This is a genomic window from Microvirga ossetica (assembly GCF_002741015.1).
Classification (GTDB): Bacteria; Pseudomonadota; Alphaproteobacteria; order Rhizobiales; family Beijerinckiaceae; genus Microvirga; species Microvirga ossetica.
Map to the genome: position 1 here is coordinate 606,322 of NZ_CP016619.1, position 18,324 is coordinate 624,645.

At 62.4% G+C, this 18,324-nt stretch carries 21 protein-coding genes and 2 pseudogenes; 14 read left to right on the top strand and 9 right to left on the bottom strand.

Annotated elements, in window-relative coordinates:
- Nucleotides 1-111 precede the first annotated feature (111 nt).
- On the top strand, nt 112-2,844 hold the full coding sequence (locus tag BB934_RS41075; protein ID WP_099515354.1) for a UPF0182 family membrane protein: 2,733 nt from the start codon (nt 112-114) through the stop codon (nt 2,842-2,844).
- Between the two features lie 399 nt (nt 2,845-3,243).
- Here BB934_RS41075 and BB934_RS41080 read toward each other — a convergent pair whose 3' ends face one another.
- Nucleotides 3,244-3,567 carry a c-type cytochrome gene (locus BB934_RS41080; RefSeq protein ID WP_099515355.1) on the bottom strand — a complete coding sequence of 108 codons (324 nt, stop codon included), beginning with the start codon at nt 3,565-3,567 and terminating at the stop codon, nt 3,244-3,246.
- Between the two features lie 443 nt (nt 3,568-4,010).
- Between BB934_RS41080 and BB934_RS41090 the strand changes: the two genes are divergently transcribed.
- From BB934_RS41090 to BB934_RS49910, 10 genes and pseudogenes are all read left to right on the top strand, one after another.
- Nucleotides 4,011-4,517, top strand: a complete 507-nt coding sequence (locus tag BB934_RS41090) for a DUF2267 domain-containing protein (RefSeq protein WP_099515357.1) — start codon at nt 4,011-4,013, stop codon at nt 4,515-4,517.
- A 132-nt stretch (nt 4,518-4,649) separates the two neighbouring features.
- On the top strand, nt 4,650-5,096 hold the full coding sequence (locus BB934_RS41095) for a CBS domain-containing protein (protein ID WP_099515358.1): 447 nt from the start codon (nt 4,650-4,652) through the stop codon (nt 5,094-5,096).
- A gap of 133 nt (nt 5,097-5,229) precedes the next feature.
- Nucleotides 5,230-5,520, top strand: coding sequence for a hypothetical protein (locus BB934_RS41100; RefSeq protein ID WP_099515359.1), 291 nt, complete (start codon nt 5,230-5,232; stop codon nt 5,518-5,520).
- Nucleotides 5,521-5,699: 179 nt separating this feature from the next.
- A complete protein-coding gene (locus BB934_RS41105) occupies nt 5,700-6,365 on the top strand; it encodes a sigma-70 family RNA polymerase sigma factor (RefSeq protein ID WP_237050655.1) in 666 nt (221 codons plus the stop codon).
- A gap of 20 nt (nt 6,366-6,385) precedes the next feature.
- Nucleotides 6,386-6,631 carry a hypothetical protein gene (locus tag BB934_RS41110; RefSeq protein ID WP_099515361.1) on the top strand — a complete coding sequence of 82 codons (246 nt, stop codon included), beginning with the start codon at nt 6,386-6,388 and terminating at the stop codon, nt 6,629-6,631.
- Nucleotides 6,628-6,681 (top strand): hypothetical protein, encoded by a 54-nt coding sequence (locus BB934_RS51340; RefSeq protein ID WP_418294841.1) that lies wholly within the window; start codon nt 6,628-6,630, stop codon nt 6,679-6,681. Before BB934_RS41110 ends, BB934_RS51340 begins: the two co-directional genes overlap by 4 nt.
- A gap of 280 nt (nt 6,682-6,961) precedes the next feature.
- Nucleotides 6,962-7,090, top strand: a pseudogene (locus BB934_RS49905) (Hsp20/alpha crystallin family protein); the annotation flags it as partial.
- 183 nt (nt 7,091-7,273) lie between these two features.
- On the top strand, nt 7,274-7,909 hold the full coding sequence (locus BB934_RS41120; RefSeq protein ID WP_237050657.1) for an adenylate/guanylate cyclase domain-containing protein: 636 nt from the start codon (nt 7,274-7,276) through the stop codon (nt 7,907-7,909).
- A 278-nt stretch (nt 7,910-8,187) separates the two neighbouring features.
- The gene (locus tag BB934_RS48495; RefSeq protein WP_162299274.1) at nt 8,188-8,340 is read left to right on the top strand and encodes a transposase; all 153 of its coding nucleotides are present in this window, start codon (nt 8,188-8,190) and stop codon (nt 8,338-8,340) included.
- Nucleotides 8,341-8,461: 121 nt separating this feature from the next.
- Complete coding sequence (locus BB934_RS49910) at nt 8,462-8,725, top strand: transposase (protein WP_237050663.1); 264 nt, start codon at nt 8,462-8,464, stop codon at nt 8,723-8,725.
- 40 nt (nt 8,726-8,765) lie between these two features.
- Here the strand turns inward: BB934_RS49910 and BB934_RS41135 are convergent, their stop codons facing one another.
- Nucleotides 8,766-9,425, bottom strand: a complete 660-nt coding sequence (locus tag BB934_RS41135) for a methyltransferase family protein (protein WP_099515363.1) — start codon at nt 9,423-9,425, stop codon at nt 8,766-8,768.
- Between the two features lie 49 nt (nt 9,426-9,474).
- Nucleotides 9,475-10,338 (bottom strand): adenylate/guanylate cyclase domain-containing protein, encoded by an 864-nt coding sequence (locus BB934_RS41140; protein WP_237050664.1) that lies wholly within the window; start codon nt 10,336-10,338, stop codon nt 9,475-9,477.
- A 159-nt stretch (nt 10,339-10,497) separates the two neighbouring features.
- Here BB934_RS41140 and BB934_RS50765 point away from each other — a divergent pair, with 159 nt between their 5' ends.
- Nucleotides 10,498-10,791 (top strand): hypothetical protein, encoded by a 294-nt coding sequence (locus BB934_RS50765; RefSeq protein ID WP_157934642.1) that lies wholly within the window; start codon nt 10,498-10,500, stop codon nt 10,789-10,791.
- A 201-nt stretch (nt 10,792-10,992) separates the two neighbouring features.
- On the opposite strand, the gene BB934_RS41150 is transcribed toward BB934_RS50765, so the two are convergent.
- Entirely contained in the window at nt 10,993-11,931 is a 939-nt protein-coding gene (locus tag BB934_RS41150; RefSeq protein ID WP_099515365.1) for a transglutaminase-like domain-containing protein, read from the bottom strand.
- 526 nt (nt 11,932-12,457) lie between these two features.
- On the opposite strand from BB934_RS41150, the gene BB934_RS41155 reads away from it, so the two are divergent.
- Nucleotides 12,458-12,997: an aminoacyl-tRNA deacylase gene (locus BB934_RS41155; RefSeq protein ID WP_335645671.1), complete on the top strand. Its 540-nt coding sequence runs from the start codon at nt 12,458-12,460 to the stop codon at nt 12,995-12,997.
- A gap of 149 nt (nt 12,998-13,146) precedes the next feature.
- Nucleotides 13,147-14,574: a type I glutamate--ammonia ligase gene (gene glnA / locus BB934_RS41160; RefSeq protein WP_099515664.1), complete on the top strand. Its 1,428-nt coding sequence runs from the start codon at nt 13,147-13,149 to the stop codon at nt 14,572-14,574.
- Here glnA and BB934_RS49920 read toward each other — a convergent pair.
- From BB934_RS49920 to BB934_RS49925, 5 genes and pseudogenes are all read right to left on the bottom strand, one after another.
- Nucleotides 14,477-15,124, bottom strand: coding sequence for a DUF6522 family protein (locus BB934_RS49920; protein ID WP_335645672.1), 648 nt, complete (start codon nt 15,122-15,124; stop codon nt 14,477-14,479). The genes glnA and BB934_RS49920 overlap by 98 nt on opposite strands.
- Nucleotides 15,027-15,350 carry a cytosolic protein gene (locus BB934_RS41170; RefSeq protein ID WP_099515665.1) on the bottom strand — a complete coding sequence of 108 codons (324 nt, stop codon included), beginning with the start codon at nt 15,348-15,350 and terminating at the stop codon, nt 15,027-15,029. The genes BB934_RS49920 and BB934_RS41170 overlap by 98 nt, the downstream gene beginning before the upstream one ends.
- 67 nt (nt 15,351-15,417) lie before the next feature.
- A complete protein-coding gene (locus tag BB934_RS41175; RefSeq protein WP_099515366.1) occupies nt 15,418-15,888 on the bottom strand; it encodes an aminoacyl-tRNA deacylase in 471 nt (156 codons plus the stop codon).
- 172 nt (nt 15,889-16,060) lie between these two features.
- Complete coding sequence (locus BB934_RS41180; protein ID WP_099515367.1) at nt 16,061-16,897, bottom strand: universal stress protein; 837 nt, start codon at nt 16,895-16,897, stop codon at nt 16,061-16,063.
- Nucleotides 16,898-17,407: 510 nt separating this feature from the next.
- Nucleotides 17,408-17,765, bottom strand: a pseudogene (locus BB934_RS49925) (PAS domain-containing protein); the annotation flags it as partial.
- Between the last annotated feature and the right edge of the window lie 559 nt (nt 17,766-18,324).

Below are 18,324 nucleotides of genomic sequence, written 5' to 3' on the forward strand. Positions count from 1 at the left end.
AGTCTAAATCTAACTAACGCCGAGGTCTGAGAGCGCATATACTGAGACGATTAGCTTTGGGTGCATCCCGCCAGAAAGGGGCCCGCGCGAGCCACCCGATGGAGGTGGATCATGCCGTGGAGACGCACAGCCGTCGCGGCAGCTGCCATAGTGGCCTGCCTGACCATCTTGAATTTTATTATAGACTTCGTGGTCGACTGGACCTGGTTTGGGGCCATCGGCTACCGTGACGTCTTTTGGACGGTCTTCAGCACCAGAGCCTTATTGTTCCTGACGGTCTTTGCGGCCACCACGATCATCCTCTGGGCGAATGGCTGGCTCGCATCCCGCCTTGCGAAGCCAGGGATCGGGCGCTTCCTTGAACTGGCGGGAGCCACTGTGCGCCCGCCATTGTCGGCTAATGTGCCGGACGTTGTGCGTAGACGTCTCCCTCTTTTCGTCGCGGGTGCAGCCGCCTTCCTCGGAGGGCTGCTGGCCGCAGCAGAGATGACCAACTGGGACGTTCTATTAAGGTTTCTCTATCAGGTTCCCTACGGCCAACGTGACCCGATCTTTGGCAACGACATTGGCTTCTATCTCTTCTCACTCCCGGCCTATATCGCCCTCAAGAATTGGATGCTGCTGACGGTTAGCCTGAGCGTTCTCAGTGCCGGAACCGTCTATTGGGTGTGTGGCCACATCGAACTCGACGGCCAGCGTCGGAGGATATCCCAGACTGCGATCGCCCATGGCTCCGCTTTGCTCGGCGTCTTCTTCGCTGTGAAAGCGTGGTCTTATGGGCTAGACCGCTATCTCCTGCTGTATGGCGACAATGGCGTCGTGGTTGGTGCCAGCTACACGGATGTGCACGTTGAGCTGCCGGTCCTCTGGCTGCTGATCGGGCTTGCGGTCATTGCCGCGATTGTGTCGTGGGCCAATCTGTGGGTCCGCACTTACAAGCTTCCTCTTGCTGCGACGGCACTGGTCTTCGGGAGTGCCTTCGTCCTGGCTGAGGTGTTTCCTGTCCTGTTCGAGCGCCTGTTCGTGAAACCCAACGAGTTGGAGCTGGAGAGGCCCTACATCCAGCAGAACATCACGCTGACCCGACAGGCCTATAACCTTCATCAAATGGCGACCAGAGCCTTCCCGGTCGAGCAGAGCCTCACGTCCGCCTCGCTCCAGGCCAATCAGGCGACCATCGACAATATCCGGTTGTGGGATGAGCCGCCGCTGATGGCCACCTATCGTCAACTGCAGGAAATCCGCACCTACTACAGGTTCGGGGACGTTGATGTCGATCGTTACTGGCTTGACGGCGCATACCGGCAGGTGATGCTGTCGGCTCGTGAACTCGCGTCCACGCTCCTCCCGTCCAATGCTCAGACCTGGGTCAACCGCCATGTGCTATTTACGCATGGGAATGGTGTGATCATGAGCCCGGTCACCCACAAAAGTGCCGAAGGGCTGCCGGTCTTCTATCTCAGCGACATTCCGCCCGTGGCGACCGGGGGGCCTCCTGTTCGCGAGCCCCGTATCTATTACGGCGAGCTGACCGACACCTACGTCCTCGTCAAGGGGAGCACACCGGAGTTCGATTACCCCAAGGGCAAAGACAATGTCTATGCGCCGTACGGGGGCCTTGGTGGGGTCTCCGTGGGCAGTGCTGCCCGAAGGGCGCTGTTTGCCTGGTATTTCAACGATCCCAACATCCTGATCAGCAGCTACGTCACTGCCGAGAGCCGGATCATGTTCCGACGGACCATCAAAGAGCGCGTGGAGACGATTGCTCCATTTCTTCACCTCGACCACAACCCCTACCTCGTCGTCAGCGAGGGCCGCCTGTTTTGGGTGCAGGATGCCTACACGACGAGCGATTACTTCCCATACGCCGTCCCTTACGACGAAGCGGGAGGGCTCAATTACATTCGCAACTCGGTTAAGATCACCGTTGATGCCTACAATGGCACTGTCGATTTGTACCTGGCGGATCCGTCCGACCCGATTGCCGCGACCTACGCGCACATCTTTCCAGGTTTGCTCAAGGCCTTTGCGGCCATGCCGCAGGATTTGCAGCGGCATATGCGCTACCCGGAGGATCTCTTCCTCATCCAGGCGCACACGTACGCGGCGTACCACATGGAAGCCCCCGAGGTATTTTATAATCGGGAGGATCTCTGGCAGTTTCCCCGCCAGCCCGCGGACAGTGGTACTGCCATGATGACGCCCTATTACATGATCATGCGCCTGCCGGGCGAGCACCAGGCCGAGAACATCCTGATGCTCCCAATGGTGCCGAGCCAGCGCGAGAACATGATCGCCTGGCTGGCAGCCCGGTGCGATCCGCCCCATTACGGTGAGATGATCGTCTACGAGTTTCCCAAGGACAAGCTTGTCTATGGTCCGTTCCAGATCGAAGCTCGCATCAATCAGAATACGGCGATCTCGCAGCAACTCTCCCTCTGGAACCAGTTGGGCTCGCGAGTCATCCGCGGGAACCTGCACGTGATCCCCATCGAGCACTCCCTCTTATACGTGTCACCCTTGTATCTGCGCGCGTCGACGGGACAGATCCCGGAGCTCAAGCGCGTGATCGCCGCCTATGGCGACCAAGTCGTCATGGAGGAAACGCTCGCTCAGGCCCTGGCGGCTTTGTTCACGGAACCACTGCACGCCTCGGAGCAAGCAGGGGTGCCATCCCGAGGCTTGATGGCACCCCCGGAAGCCGACCGAGCCCGGGAGGCTCTCCGCCACTACCGACAGGCAATGGAGCGGCTGAAGGCGGGAGACTGGCAGGGCTTTGGAGCGGAATTGGATCAGCTGCGAACGGTCCTTGAGCGCTCCAGTGAAGTCCCCGGTGACCGCTAGAGGGTCGATGCGGCCACGGCTGGCGGAGCAGCCCCTCACCCGCGGCGTTGCAGGAGGGTGGAAGGTGCTGACCAGTTCGCATAGGGCGTTACAGCTTTTACTTGCCGCTTTGGCCCAGTACGCCTACACGCGTGTCGGCCCACACCCCGCGTTGTCAAGCGGGAGTAGACGAACCAGAACTGGCCGGGCTATCCAGCGCAGCGACCTGACCGTTTGGCTGGTTACGCTGCAAGCTGCGATGAAGGTCGTTGACGCACTTCGTCACGTCCCTTCGAAGTCGGCTCGCTCTTCGGAGAGAATGATATGCACGTTTCCTTGTCGGCGCAGACGCATTGCCAAAAACAGTCGGGGCACGATCCTCGCGCTTGCCCTGCAGAGGGGATTACAGCTGCAAGCCAATCAATGTTCGAGTGACTTCAGGTAGTCGATGATGTCGTCGACGTCGCGCGCATCGAACTGGAACTCGGGCTTGCCGGGATGACCTGTAATGAGACCTTCAGCGAGCGCCTCCGCGAGATTCTCGACGGGATAACGTTTGTGCACATCCCTGAGAGGAGGCGCACTCTTCAAAGGACTGGCATCGAAACGCCCGACAGCGTGGCAGGCCGCGCAGGCCGCCTCAACCAAGGTATGACCGCGGCTGACGCTTGGATTTTGCAAGTCTGCGACAGGCGTGAGCTGAACCGCTATTAAGAACGGCAAAGCCGTTAATCGTATTGGCATGGCGCTGTGAAATCTGCGCGTTTCCGGTGCTCAAAGAAGCGTCGTGTATCCCACGCGCGTTCTTGCGAAGACCTCCTGGGGCTGATCGTAGGCGTATCAGGAGCAAAGGGGTAGCGCGCTTCCTCAGCCGCTCATTGCGCTAGCCATGGTCTCGGAGCCTTGTGGGAACGATGAGCCAAGTTCGGATAGCGCAGGAGCCGTCCCTTGCGGAATTGATGCCCCAGCCGGAGGGGCAAATTCCCTCTTGGATGTTGCGGGGCATGATCCGCTCGGGCGGCAGGAACACGAGGCACATCCGCTGCTGGATTATGCTGTCACCCTGCCGCATTCCCCAGCTCGCCCGTTGCGTCATGCCGCCCACTCTCTTCCGTCAAAGTGTCCTGGAACGACTGGCCGCCCCCCGGGTTGGCTTTGTGAGCATTCGCAGTCTCGGGAGGTTTCCCATGAGCGCGACTGGTCTCGACGTCTTCGACAAGACACTGCAAACCACCAACATCTGGCTTGACGAGCTGATGGCTGAGATCGGCCCCGACCGGCAGGTCGCCTGGCACGTCCTCGGCACCGTCCTGCGCGCCGTGCGCGACCGCGTCCCGCTGGAGCTTGCCGTTCATCTCGGCTCGCAACTGCCGCTCCTGGTGCGCGGCATCTACTATGACCAGTGGCATGCGCCCGGCCACATGGACGACAAGCCCCGCTCGCTCGACGAGTTCGTGAAGTCGATCGGCGAGCAACTGGCTCACACCCGGCCAGTTGATCCCTGCGAGGCGACCCAAGCCGTGTTCCGGATCCTGTCGCGCCATTTGACCCCGGGGCAGATCGAGAAGGTCAAGCACGCGCTCCCAGGCGAGGTGCAGGCCATCTGGATCGAGGTCACACCCGACACACAGGTTGAGGTGGAGTGGGCCATCACACGGGGTGACGATGCCGCGACGGCCGGCGGGCGCGCCTGAGGGCGGTCCGCACCTCGTGGTGTGCGGGACGCGAGGGAATGGTAGCCCTCGCCCTAGCCGCAGCGGGCCCTGTCCGGGAGTGATGATCCTGCTGCGGATCAAGCAACTGCAACCCGATTGATGGAGGTAGATATGCGTGTAGCTGAAGTCATGACACGGGATGTGCGGCTGATCGAACCAAACCAGACCATCCGGGATGCTGCCCGTCTGATGGCTGAGATGGACGCCGGCATCATGCCGGTGCGCGAGAGCGATCGCCTCGTCGGCATGATTACCGACCGGGACATCGCCGTGCGGGCTGTGGCTCAGGGCAGGGGACCCGACACCGCTGTCCGGGAGGTGATGACGGACGAGGTCAAGTACTGCTACGAGGATGACGACACCAACGATGTGGCCCGCAACATGGCTGATATCCAGGTGCGGCGCCTGCCGGTGCTCACCCGCGAGAAGCGCCTGGTCGGCATCATCTCGCTCGGCGACATGGCCCTGTCGGATAAATCCGGCCGGGCCGGCGAGGCGGTGGCCGGCATCTCGCAGCTGGGTGGCCAGCACAGCCAGACCGGCGGACCGCGCACGTGAGTTGGTACGCGGGGAGGGGCCGTTACAGAGCCCCTCCCCGGTGATCCGATGACGCCCGAGGGACAGGCGGGCTTAGGACAGGGCCGTCCGGCGTCTTGTCCTCGACGCGTCCGTGCGGCCCGGGAGGCGCTCAATGATTTGGGCCCGCAGGATTGTCGCCCCGGGCGAGTGGAATGAGGTCCAGGATCAGTTCGAAAGCCTGTTCGTGAAGCTCGGGTGCCCGGGCCAGATGATGCTGGTGGCCACCTTCGGTCCCGGCGCGACCATGCTCTACGCCAGCCTCCCGAACACGGTTCTTCTGACCGCATTATCAGGCTTCGAGCAGACCGGTGACGGCGAGCTCCCGGCCGAAGCCTCTCTGCTTGTCGGCCACCAGCATGCGTTCGCGAAACGCTTCAGGTATCCCAAACGGCCGTTCATGTGAGACGCCCATGATGCAAGGCTTTGAATCGGTCAGGAGGACGGCTGCGTGAGCGTGCCACAGGCTTGCAGGTTGATGTCGCAGGGATCAGACCACATCTCTTTCTTATGGCTGGCTCCAAGTTCAGGCCACCCAACCCCATTGTTCTTGGCGATGTGGTCCGAGAGCATCTGGGACAACAGTTGCGTGGCGTCTATTCCGACCTCATCGTCTCTGATCTGCCTTCGGATCTCGTCAGGCTGATCGGACGCCTGGAGAGTTCCATCCGGATCCCCGAGGATCGGCATGATCCAGGTTTCGTCCACGACCTCCTGAACTCCATCCATCATCTGCGTGCCTTTGCGATCTCGCTCACCCATGACGTGAACCGGGCGGAAGACCTGGTGCAGAGCACGCTGCTGAAGGCCTGTGACCGGCGCAACCGGTTCGAGCCAGGTACCTGCCTCCAGGCCTGGCTGTTTACGATCCTGAAGAACGACTTTCACACCGAGCACCGGAAACGGCAGCGGGAGGTGGAGGACATCGAAGGCGCCTATGCCGCCCGTCTGACCACGCTGCCGGATCAGCTGTCCGGGCTGGAGTTGCAGGATCTCTCGCAGGCTTTGTCGAAGCTGCCGGCGTGGCAGCGCGAGGTCCTGCTGCTGGTTGGCACGGAAGGCATGAGTTACGAGGAAATTGCCGCCCGTCAGCACGTGACGGTGGGCACCGTCAAGAGCCGGGTCAACCGCGCCCGCCACCATCTCGCACAGATCCTTGGTCTGGGACCGGACGATGCCATCGGCACTCGGTTCTCGCACCCTGAGCGGGCGGAACGCCGAGGCGCAGAGAGCTTGCGTCACCTGGGTTGATCTGGGAGCGGAGGCATTGCATGAGCTTGCGTGTAATCCGGTTCTTGGCGGTCCTGCTGACCCCTCTCGCCCTGATCTCGGCCGGAGGGCTCGCCCAACCGGCTCCGGACCGGCAGGCCTATGCGACGGGTGAGGCGCAGGCCGTCGTCGGGCAACCCTACTCGCCTGAGCTGGCCGAGAGGGCCCGCCGGACAGCCGGGGCTCGCGAGGTCCAAAAGATCGAGCCGGGGGCGCCTACACGACCGATCTCAACGCCGATCGGCTGAACATCGAGGTGGACCGCGCCGGCATCGTGACGGGCCTCCGATGCGGATGACGTTCCATCGGCACCGGGTTTGCCGCAGTGGTCCGGGCCACCGGAATGCTTATTCTCGCTGGCCTGGGGAGACCGGAGGAGCACTGGCGGGCCCAAGCAAACCCAATCCTGCTGTCTATCCATCATGGCCCAATCTCCATTCCAGACGGATTGGTGTCGGAATATAATTGGTTCCGATGGTCGAGTGCTTTGGCTCCGACCTTATCCAGTCCGAGTTGTGTTGCCCTTCCGGCGGATCCACCTCCGCCGAGATCGCAAGTTGAACGAGGAGGAACGCACGATGGCCCGCAATCCCATGACCCCGTTCCGTCCCGGTGGCGGAATATTCCCTGGTGATCCCTTCCTCTCGTTGCATCGCGAGATGAACCGCCTGTTCGATGACGTCTTCCGCGGTGCTGGCCGGCCCGCTGCTGAGACCCAGGGCCAAGGTGGTGGCACCTTCGTCAACGCCAGCGGTGCCGGTTGCCTTCGGCAATGGAATAGTTCAAGCGGCGATGTTCGCCACACGACAGGACGGCGGGTTTGCCGAGAGCCATACCGATCTGATCAGAGCCACTCCGTTCCCCTCTCGGCGGCGCTCTAAGCCATCGCCATGCGCCGCTCGACCGCAAGCCTGCTGGCCACCTTCCTGGGCGAGGGGCCGGCCGCGCGCGTGCAAGCCGGCGCGATCCGCCGTGGCGACATCGTCGAGACCGAAGCGGCGATCCTGCTCACCGACCTGCGCGGCTTCACGCCCCTTTCGCTCACTTCACCGCCACCCCAGCTCCTGGCCCTCCTGGGGCGCTATTTCGAAGCCGTGGTGGATGCCGTGCGGGAGGAGGGAGGCGACGTGCTCAAGTTTCTGGGTGACGGGGTCTTGTCGATCTTTCAGGTGGGGGAGGGCGAGGACAACCGCCGGGCGGCCTGTGCGGCGGCCGTGCGCGCTGTGTCGCGCGCCATGGCAACGGCCCACGCGGACGATCTACCTCCCTTCGTCGCGGCTTTGCACGTGGGATCCGTGATGTATGGCAACATCGGCAGCCTGGACCGCCTGGACTTTACCGTGGTCGGGCCGACGGTCAACGTCGTCAGCCGCCTGGAGGGGATCGCCAACGCGACCGGTGAGAGGGTGGTTTGCTCCGATGCCTGCGCCTCAGCCCTGGCAGGCACGTTCACCCGAACCCTGGGTCGGTTCGAGCTCAAGGGGCTGGCGGGCGAGCACGAAGTGTTCGCCGTGGCGGCAGGATAACCCAGGCGATACCCGCACCGGCATCATAAGGATGCACAGCATGATCAGCCGTGCATGGGTGGACAAGGCCTGAGAATGCCGATCGCTATGAAGACCTCATCCGGTCGACGATCTTCCCAAGGATTCTCGCCAGGCGGACCCCAAGTTTCGATCACATCGAGCTTCTCTCCGCCTGTGTGAGAACGATCTGAGGAGCCGTTATCGCTGGCCCGAAGCTCAACAGCTGGGATTGAGCTAGAGGGTGTCTGGAAAATCGGGCGGCTCCCATCTGAAGGGGCATGACAGCCCTCTGCTATGACACCGACCTGAGCGATGCGGAGTGGGCGATCCTGGCGCCCCTCCTTGCCCCGACCACTCGCCGCGGGCGCCCTCGCAAACATGATCTGCGGCTGGTGCTCAACGCGCTCCTGTACATCCTGCGCGGCCGGTGAACCCTGGCGTCTGCTGCCGCACGAGTTCCCGCCGTGGCAAAGCGTGTACGACCACTTCCGGCGATGGCGCCAGCACGGCACGTGGCGGTCCATCAATGATGCCCTGCGTACGCGAGCCCGGATGCTGGCCGGGCGCAGTCCAGAACCGCACGCTGCCATCATCGACAGTCAAACCGCACGCACCAGCGAGGCTGGTGGGGTGCGGGGTTATGGTGGTGGCAAGCGGATCTCCGGCCGCAAACGGCATCTGGTGGTCGACACGCAAGGACTGATCCTGCACGTGCTCGTCCACCCAGCCGATATGCATGACCGTCGCGCGGCTGAAGCCGTGCAATGTGCGGCGAACCGAAGGTTCGCGTCAGCGAAAAACCGGATCCACCTTTAAGCACGATGCGCTCGACGGGCACCTTTGATGGTTGCTCACCTCAATAGAGCCCGGGGATCAGCCGCCACGTGCGACGGCAGTACGCCTCGTACTCGGAGCCGAACTGATCCCGCAGCAGTTTCTCCTCCGCGTGGATCCGCACGAGAAGCGGCGGCACGAGGAGTGCTGTCAGCAACACCCCGACCCCGGACCGAAAGGCGAGGGCCCAGCCGAGTGCGTTGACGAGCAGGCCGAGATAGCTGGGGTGGCGGATGACGCCATAGACCCCGCTCGTCACCAGCGTGTGCCCCGGCTGGATGGCCACGAGCCCGCTGAACCGGCGCCCGAGCACGAACACCGGCCAGATCCGCAGCGCACCCCCGATGGCGAAGAGGGCGACGCCGAGCCAGCGCACGGCATCGCCGTCAAGGATCCAGACCTCCTTGCGCTCCGTGTAGGCGGGCAGATAGGCCGCCAGCAGCCCGATCACCCCGAAGGCCGCGATGACCCAGCGGTTGCCCCGGTCCTCGCGTTCGCCGGGACTCAGGTTGCCGCGGCTGAACAGCGCGGCGCCGGACAGCGCGAACACGACGATCGTCAGGGCAATCCGGGACGGATGCGAGAAGAAGGCGGCCAGCCCGCCCGCGCCGAGGACGGCGAGGCCGAGATAGGCAAGGGTCCCCACGATGCTGAGGGCTGCAAGTCCGGGCGTGGGCGTCATGGCCGCCTCGTCTGGCTGCGGGTTCGTCGGGTGCAGGAGCCGGGCCACGTCAATCGCGGCCGGTCCGGCGCTTGTTTTTTCGCACCTGTTCCGAGCTGCGCCGGAACATCGTCCACAAAGTGGCGATCAACAGCATGGACACGGCTGGCCAATGAAACCAGATCCTGTGCAGGCCACTGAAGAGGTTGATCAGAAACAGAAACACGGAGATCACAAGAGCCGCTCGGAGGGCGCGCGGGAGATCAGCCAACCAGTTGGAGACGGCACGGACCCGCGTCCGAGACCCAGCCTGGACACCAAATGATGGCGCACCACTGAGTGCGGTTGCTTTAGGAGCGGGTTCCAAACCGTCTTTGGATTCAGGTTGTCCGACGGTTGTTCCGCTCAGGGCCACCCGGTAGCTCGCCACCGGGGCAGCCACATTCTTCACCTGCTGCGGGCCGAGATAGTCGAAGCCGACGGACAGCTTGTTGTGGACCTGATCGTAGACCGGGCCGGAGATCAGGATGCCGCCCGGCTCGGCCAGTTCCTGCAGCCGCGCCGCGATGTTGACGCCGTCGCCGTAGATGTCGGAGCCGTCGACCATCACGTCGCCCAGGTTGATGCCGATGCGGAACCGCATGCGCCGTGCCTCGGGCAGATGAGGGTCCTGGGTGGACAGCTCCTGCTGGATTTCGATGGCACACTGCACCGCCTCGACGACACTGGCGAACTCGGCGATGACGGCATCGCCCCAGGTGTTGACGATCCGCCCGTCATGGCGCTCGATCAGGGCCGCCATGGCCGTCCGATAGCGGCGCAGCGTCGCCAGCGTGCCGGCCTCGTCCGCCTCCATCAGGCGGGTATAACCGGATACGTCGGCGCACAGCACGGTGGTCAGTCGCCGTTTCAGCTTCTCGGTCATGGTCGGCATGATAGCGCGATCTTCCGAAACGCATGAGCCGTTGAAGGGCCGCACCTGGCACTTGCCGGCAGTCAGCCAAACCTCCGCAAGGCGGCGCGACAAGCGGATCGCCGTACTGCCCACTTCTTCGATCGGGTTTAATCCGCAGACGACGTTCAGATCGACCCGATGACGTGCCTCAGCAGCACCGAGCAAGTCCCGGGGCACCGCTCAGCGGAGCCCCCACGACGCGCTGGATTTCCGTCCGAGACCTCACGGCCGCCTGTCGCGGACAACAAGCCTGCCAACTACAAGCTCATCGATCTCCACGCGCCCGATCCGCGCCCTTCCGACCATCAGCCGCCCAACAGCGAGAGCGCCGATCGCGATGGCTCCCAGGGCCACAGCGCCGAGCGCCAGAGCCCCGACCGCGGAGGCACCTATTCGGGCCACTCCAATGGCGGCATCTCTCAAAGTGGCTGAACTCTTAGCCGGTACGGTTCGATCAACCTGATGACGTCCACTGCGACCATCCAACATCGTCCTGCTCTCCTCGAGGCTCTGCAAGCGGGTTCAGGCCAAGGGTGCCCTCGGTTGTCGGCACAACAGAGGCCTTGGCCAAGTTCATAGGCCACAGCCACAGCCACAGCCACAGCATTAGCCTTCCGGGCGGGGCATCCCCCTTCAGCCCGCAAAGACACTCTCCTCGCGCTGACACAGCGTATTGAAGACCCGCTCGGGCAGCCGGACTTGGGCATCCGTCGCAAAGCGATGCCTCAATCTGTCGAAGTTGATATCGGGGTCGGTCGGCAGCCAAGCGAGTTCGTCGAAGAACTCAAGCTCACTGGTGGCGAGCTTGGCATTGGGCCGAGGCTGCGCCCCCCAGACATCCCAAGGCAGGACTTCACGGCCATTGAGCATCGCCAGATCCCGAACCAGACTGCCCGCGATGAACCAGAGGCCGCGCAAGTGCGAAAATTCAATGCCGAACCGTTGCGGGTTCAATTCGCCGCTGCGGCATCTACGCCAAGCCTCGGATGCCAGCGGGAACTTGTCGCGCGGCACGTCGAGGACATCGTGGCTGATGGAGAGGTTGCGGATGAACACGTCATCGAACTGCGCATCGAGCAGCGCCCAGCGCTCCTCGTCCGCCTTCCAGTACTCGCAAATCCAGTGATCCTCGAACATCCCTGGATTGAAGTACGTGCCGAAGCCGCCCCGGCCTCTGGCCGGGACACCGTGATGGCGGAAGATGGCGATGGCGAGCAGCATGAAGTGGCGGCAGATGCCGACCAGCCGCCTCTCGGGCGAACGGGCGACGTCGAGAGGCTGCCGGTCGAGCGCCATCAGCGCGTCAATGATCCGCTCCACCGGCCGGATAGGGCTCTCGGCACGGCGTTCCGCGGGAATTGGGCAACCATAGAATGGTTCAGCCACGTGCTCATAGATGAGGAGACCCTGGACGGTGCGTGCCACGCTAGCCGGATCGAATGGCAGAGCATCCAGTCGCATGGCCTGGCGGCCCGGGGTGCTGAAGCTCGACTGGCTCGTGTAGTAATCAAGCACGCGCTGAGAGGGCCGGCGAGTCCTGTCCGGACGGGCAATGGATGGCGTGATGCTCATGGCACATCTCCTCGAGCAGGTGACGCGTGCCACGTTTTTCCGCAGGTCGACGACGCCCGCATGATAGCACGTTATTTCCGCACGGGCATGGATCGTCACAGTGGCTAAAGGGCCGCGACTGGCACTCCTCGAAAGTACGCCCGACTTCCGGAGAGACGCACCGAGCAGACCTTTACATGGTCGCGCCGATGGGCCGTGTTTGACCCGTTTCGGATCTTCAGAGCGATGACCCACGAATAAGTCGAATTAAGCGGCGCGGGTGCCGGGACACCCTGTGCGTCCAGCGCCTCGTGCGGAAAACTGGACCCGGTTTTCCGCACGAGGCGCTCACTTGTCCTCACGGCTCTAGCCGTTGAAACCACATCCATTTCGATCACCCTCGGATTTCTTGGTCGGGCCCCGCTCTCCACAGCTGTAGCGCTATCCCAGATTTGGATGTTTGGATGACGGGGAAAGGGCACAGGGCGTTATCCCGTGCAAAACTCATTGTGGGCAGACGAGAAGCGACGTAAAATCGTGGAGCTGAATGACGGCGCAGGAAGGCGACGGTCTTCACAGCGGACTGTTTCGGCGACATGCGCAAGCGCCGGAGGTCGTGATGGCGATTGCCGCAACACTCCAAAAATACCTGGACGACCGAGATGTCACCTACGATGTGATCTCACATGAGCCGACAGGGTCGTCGTGGGACACGGCCCAGATTAGCCATATCCCGGGGAACCGCTTGGCCAAGGGTATTCTGCTCCGGGATCAGCAGGGCTACTGGCTCGCGGTCCTGCCGGCGTCGCACTTTCTTCGGTTGTCTGAGCTTAAGCTGGACCTCGGCCGCGTGGATCTGGCTGGCGAGGACGAGGTTGCCGAGATTTTCCCAGACTGTGTCCGCGGGGCCATCCCGCCGGTTGGCGAATGCTATGGGCTGGATGTGATCATCGATTCCAGCATCGATCAGCAACCGGAGCTTTACCTCGAAGGCGGGGATCACGCCACACTGATCCACATGGGCCAAGCTGAGTTTGCGCGGCTCAACACCCGCGCCCGGCATGGAGCCTTTACCGACGGCCCGTGAACAAACGCAGCCTCGGTGATCTCGGTCGCGGGTGTCTTGGCAAGGTACGGTCGGAGGAGGGGATCGGATTCATAACCGGCCCTTGCTGCGGCTCCTTCGACGGATTCGAGATTCCTCCTGCAACTGCGGCTCTGAAGGAGAAGACGGCGATGGCGTACACTTGTGAGACACCCAACCAAGTCCTCAAGGTCATCAAGGATGACGAGATCGCCATGGTTGATCTTCGCTTCACCGACCTTCCCGGGCTGTGGCAGCACTTCTCTGTTCCCCCAACCGCCCTTGACCAGGACAGCTTTACCGATGGCGTTGGCTTCGATGGCTCATCCATCCGCGGCTTTCAGGAAATCCAGGAAAGCGACATGCTCGTCGTTCCGGATCCAACCACCGCATTTCTGGACCCCTTCACCGAGGCGCGGACCTTGGTCCTGATCTGCAACGTCATGGACCCCGTCAGTGGTCTGCCCTACGGGCGCGATCCGCGCCATATCGCTCACAAAGCCGAGGCCTACTTGGCCAGCACGGGGATCGGCGACACTGCCTATCTCGGCCCCGAACTGGAGCACTTCGTCTTCAATGAGGTCAGCTACGATCAAGGAACAAACTACGGTTACTATGAACTCGATGCCCTCGAGGCGAACTGGAATGCGAAGAGGAGCGACGGGCCGAACCTCGGCCACAAACTCCGCCCCAAGGAGGGCTACTTTCCCGTCCCACCGGCCGATGCTCTCCAGGATGTCCGGACAAGCATGGTGCTCACTCTGGAGGAGATTGGCATCTCGGTCGAGGCCCATCACCATGAGGTTGCCACCGGCGGACAGGGCGAGATCGACATGCGGTTCACGACGCTCAAGCGGATGGCCGACAACGTGATGATCTACAAATACGTGGTCAAGAACGTCGCCCACGAACGCGGCATGACGGCGACCTTCATGCCGAAACCGCTCTTCGGAGATAATGGCTCAGGCATGCATGTGCACCAGAGCCTCTGGAAGCAGGAGCGGCCGCTCTTCGCAGGCGAGGGTTATGCCGGATCAAGCGACCTGATGCGCTACTACATTGGCGGTCTGCTCAGGCATGCACCGGCACTCCTTGCCCTGTGCGCTCCCACCGTCAATTCTTACCGGCGGCTGGTGCCGGGCTTTGAGGCACCGGTGAATCTCGGCTACTCGGCCCGCAATCGCTCGGCGGCATGCCGCATCCCGATGTACTCGACGGGCCCGAAAAGCAAGCGGGTGGAGTTCCGCTGCCCCGATCCGTCGTGCAATCCGTATCTGGCTTTTGCGGCAATGCTGCTGGCCGGGCTCGACGGGATTCAGAACCGTATCGATCCCGGAGAGCCGTTGGACAAGAACCTCTACGACCTGCCGCCGCAGGAACGGGCCAAAGTGCCATCGACCCCAGGTTCCCTCGATCAGGCCCTTGATGCTCTCGAGGCCGACCACGCATTCCTCGTCAAGGGTGATGTATTCACGACGGAGGTCATCGAGACCTATCTTGATTACAAGCGCGCGCATGAAATCGACGAAATTCGTATGCGGCCCCACCCCTACGAGTTTGTCCTGTACTACGATGTCTAATGGAAGCGGGGATGCGCAGGGCGTCGGGAAGAGGACGATCTCCGAAGTCGATGGTCGAACGTTGGAGAATGTTTCCCGCAGCGTCGACGACCAAGCGTAACCGTCGGCTCTTGTAGAAGAAAGTCATGCGAAAGCGTCCGGCGTCCGCGTCAATGCCGCGTTCACACAAACTGGTGATCGCTCCCTTCCGCATCAGCACCGGTACAAATGATGCCTCAAGGCCCAGCCCCTCACCAAGGATGGAGGCGTCGATCAGGACAGCACGATCCCCAAACTCGATCTTGGTCACCAGTCGAACCCCGGCATCATCGCATTCGTCGGCCCGTTCATCAGTAGGGCTCCCTGTATAGGGCGTCTGCTCAATATAGGCGCTTCCGGAGCGATCCTCGAGTCGTCCCATCCGCCGATCAATCCCTAACACCTGGTCGAGACGACCGCTGCAACACAGCCGTTCAGGCTGCCGTCTCTGCCCGATCCGGTTGCTCGTCGTCATGCATGACCGGCGGACCAAGCTCGGAAAACCGGAAGAGCCGGAAGGCACGATCGCCATTGACGTCGAGCACCCGCAGGTCATCGCTGTCGCGCGCGTCGTTCATCACCACCTGGAAATGGCCGCCATAGCGGGCTGCTACGATATCGAGCGGAAGCTCGTACGCAATGAACTTGCCGATCCCGTGCGCCTTCAGAGCGCGCAACAGGCCAGTGTCGGACAAGGACGGGTGCGATGTCAGGATCACGATGGGTCCGCTGCCGGCAAACACCAGAGCTGCTTTCATGATCATTCTCCTTAGCTTGAGCCGTATTCTGTCTGACTCCATGCCCACCTTCACCTGAGCCCTGCCATCAATCGCGGGCGCTGAAGGATCCGTGCTGAGCCTGAGGATTGAGCCGGGCAAACTCGGCCCCGCTCACATGGACCAGAGTCGCGTGGTCACCACCCTCAAAATACAGCTCCTGCTTCTGGTCGATGCTGTTGTCGATGATCACAGCCAGCCCATAGCAGGCGCCCACTGGCGGAACCGCGCCGAGCGCACAGTCGCGGAAGACCTCCGCGGCTTCCGGTTCGCTGGCCAGGTGAATCTCATGACCGAGCTCCGTCCTGAGGTCGGACAGCCGGAGATGATGCGAGGCGGGGAGAACGGCGAGCGTGTAGCGGCCACCATCGTTGAGCACCACAGCTTTGGCCAGCCTGTCACTCGGGATGTGACCCGCGTGGGCGGACCCAAGCGCCGACCGGGTCGGTTCATGCGGGGCCAGGTCGTACCGAATCCCTTGCTCGTCCATGTACTTCTGGAGTGTGGGTGCGATCGTCATGATGTGCCTCCCATTGGCAAGGAGTTCCCTGCGTCACGAGGCATGTCCTGATAGACCGGCGCCGCGTGGCGCGGCTGCTTCGCACTCATCTATTATACGCCTCTGGCTCGCGAGCGACAATCGAACTGCCGTTCTGGTGATCCGCCGCGATGGCGAACTGGGGCGCCCCAACCTAGTGCGCCATCAGGACCGGCATTGTGGTGTTCGACAGAATGTGGCTGGTGGCCCCGCCGAAAATGAACTGCCGCAACCGGCTCTGGGTGTAAGCACCTTTGACCAGCAGATCGCACCCGAGCGACACAGCCGCTGTCAGGATGGCCTCGCCGGCATGTCCATGCGGGTTCGGGACGGTTCGCGTCTCCACCGGCAACCCGTTCCGTGCGAGCGTGTGGCTGAGATCCTGGGTTGAGGGGCCGGACACGCCCCAGTCGTCAAAGTCGATCACGACGATCCGTTGCGCCTCAGCCAGAAGCGGCATGGCTAAGGCCACCGCCCGAGCCGTCTCGGTGCTTCTGTTCCAGGCAATCACCACCGTCGTACCAAGAGTGGCGGGTGCGGTCGGCGGCACGAGCAGAACCGGCCGGCCGCTGTCGAACAGCGCAGCTTCGACCGATGGCAGGCGCGGGTGGTTGGGCTGATCGCTGGGTCGCCCGAGAACGATGATGTCGAAGGCTCGTCCATAGCTGCCGACGAAGTCGTCATCCTCCAGATCGATCCTGCGCCAGCCAAAGGACAGACCCGTGGATTCTGCGTCGAACCGCGGAACACCCTGTGCTGCCATGAACGTCTCGAACAGCCGCCGGGAAGCGGTGGCCCGCTCGCGGCGAAGCTCGGGATCGAGAAACGACAGGTCACCAATGGTGATGTCGGAGGCGATGTACGGCGGCATGTTGGGTGTGATCGCCATGGCCTCCAGATAGCCGTCCAGGACCTGCCCCAGGAGCAGCGCGGTCTCCAGCACCGGATGGATCAAAACATGCTCTTCAACAGGAATGAGGATTGACTTCATGGCTCATCCTCACGGCAGACTATGGTCCCCTTGAAGCGAGGATGAATGATACCCCTCTTGCAGAGATCTGTCTCGGGCCAGGCCGAGTCCCGTGGATCGGCTCTTACCTTGCTAAGGGCGCCAGACCCACGGTTCAGGCCCCCCGAGCAACCTTGTCGTGTGCATGGGGTCTGCGATCCTAGAGGATCGCTTCTTGGTTCCTCCTGCCACGAAGCTTGAGGGCATCCCCGAGCATCTGAATAACATGCTCCTCGTTGCCCTCGTGCAGCACAAAGGGGATATCCTGTCTCACAAGTGCGTTGATGAGAGGTCCATGCCCCTCGCGCAGCGGCAGACTCACCAGCGTGGCGTCAATCGAATGCTCGTCGAGCAGCGCAAGGGCCTCGCTGCCGGTTGCTGCAATGGCCACCGCAACGCCTCCAGCCTCGTCGATCAACAGGTCAAGTTCAGCAGCCACGAAGATGTCATCGGAAACGATCAGCACCTGCACACCGTCCAGCGCGACCTCATCGATCTCGAGCAGCATGTTGACGGCCCCGACGAGAGCGCCCGAAGCATCCCGCAGCGGGGTCGGATGAGGGATGAACGAAACGCGCGTGCCGTCCAGCCGTTCGGCGACAGCCCGTGTTCCCCGGACGGCTCGGTCTTCCTTGAGTGCAATTGCCATCGGACATTCGTCGTGCGGCAGCGGCGTTCCATCCGGCCAGTACAAGCGCCACGTCACGCACCATCGATCGGTGCCTAGCCGTGCCTGCCGCCCTGAAAACTTGACGGCGGCTTCATTGTAGAAGGTGATCCGGCCCGCAGCGTCTGTGGTGTAGACCGGGGCCGGGAATGCATCGAGCAGCTTTCGGAATGTCTGCTCGCTCGCGCACGAGCTTGCTTCAGTCCCGTCACACTGGATCGCGCTGATGGGGCCGGCCTCGCCATTGGCGAGTGCTTTGTTGTACTCTGTTACCAATCGCTCAAAATCAGCGCCAATGATCTCGGATCTCGGTTGCTCTGCCATCGTGGCACCCGTTCGGGTAAGCAGTTCAGATCAGTGGGGGAAGCACTGCTGATATGGTCAGCGTGAGGAGCTCAAACAAGGATGGATCCCAAGACGAGGGCGAATGCGGCCACAGGACTTCCTTCAAGGTGGACCACCTCAACAGGTGGTCAGCCCCCAGCCACACTGAAGAGGTAGACGGGCGACGCCTCATCACGACAGGTGTGTCGAATCCTGGACTTGATTTGACGGACAGTGTCCGACCGAATTCATCCCGGCCTATGATTGATCGCTTGGGGCTCCGCCATGCCGTCAAGCCCTGCGCCTCTGGCGCACCGCTGCGCGGCTACGGGACTTGACCGCCTGTCGGCCCAAGCCCCCGGTTTGTCAAGCCGAGATGAAAGGCTGCACCCCAACACGGGTGCGCGAGGCGCACAAG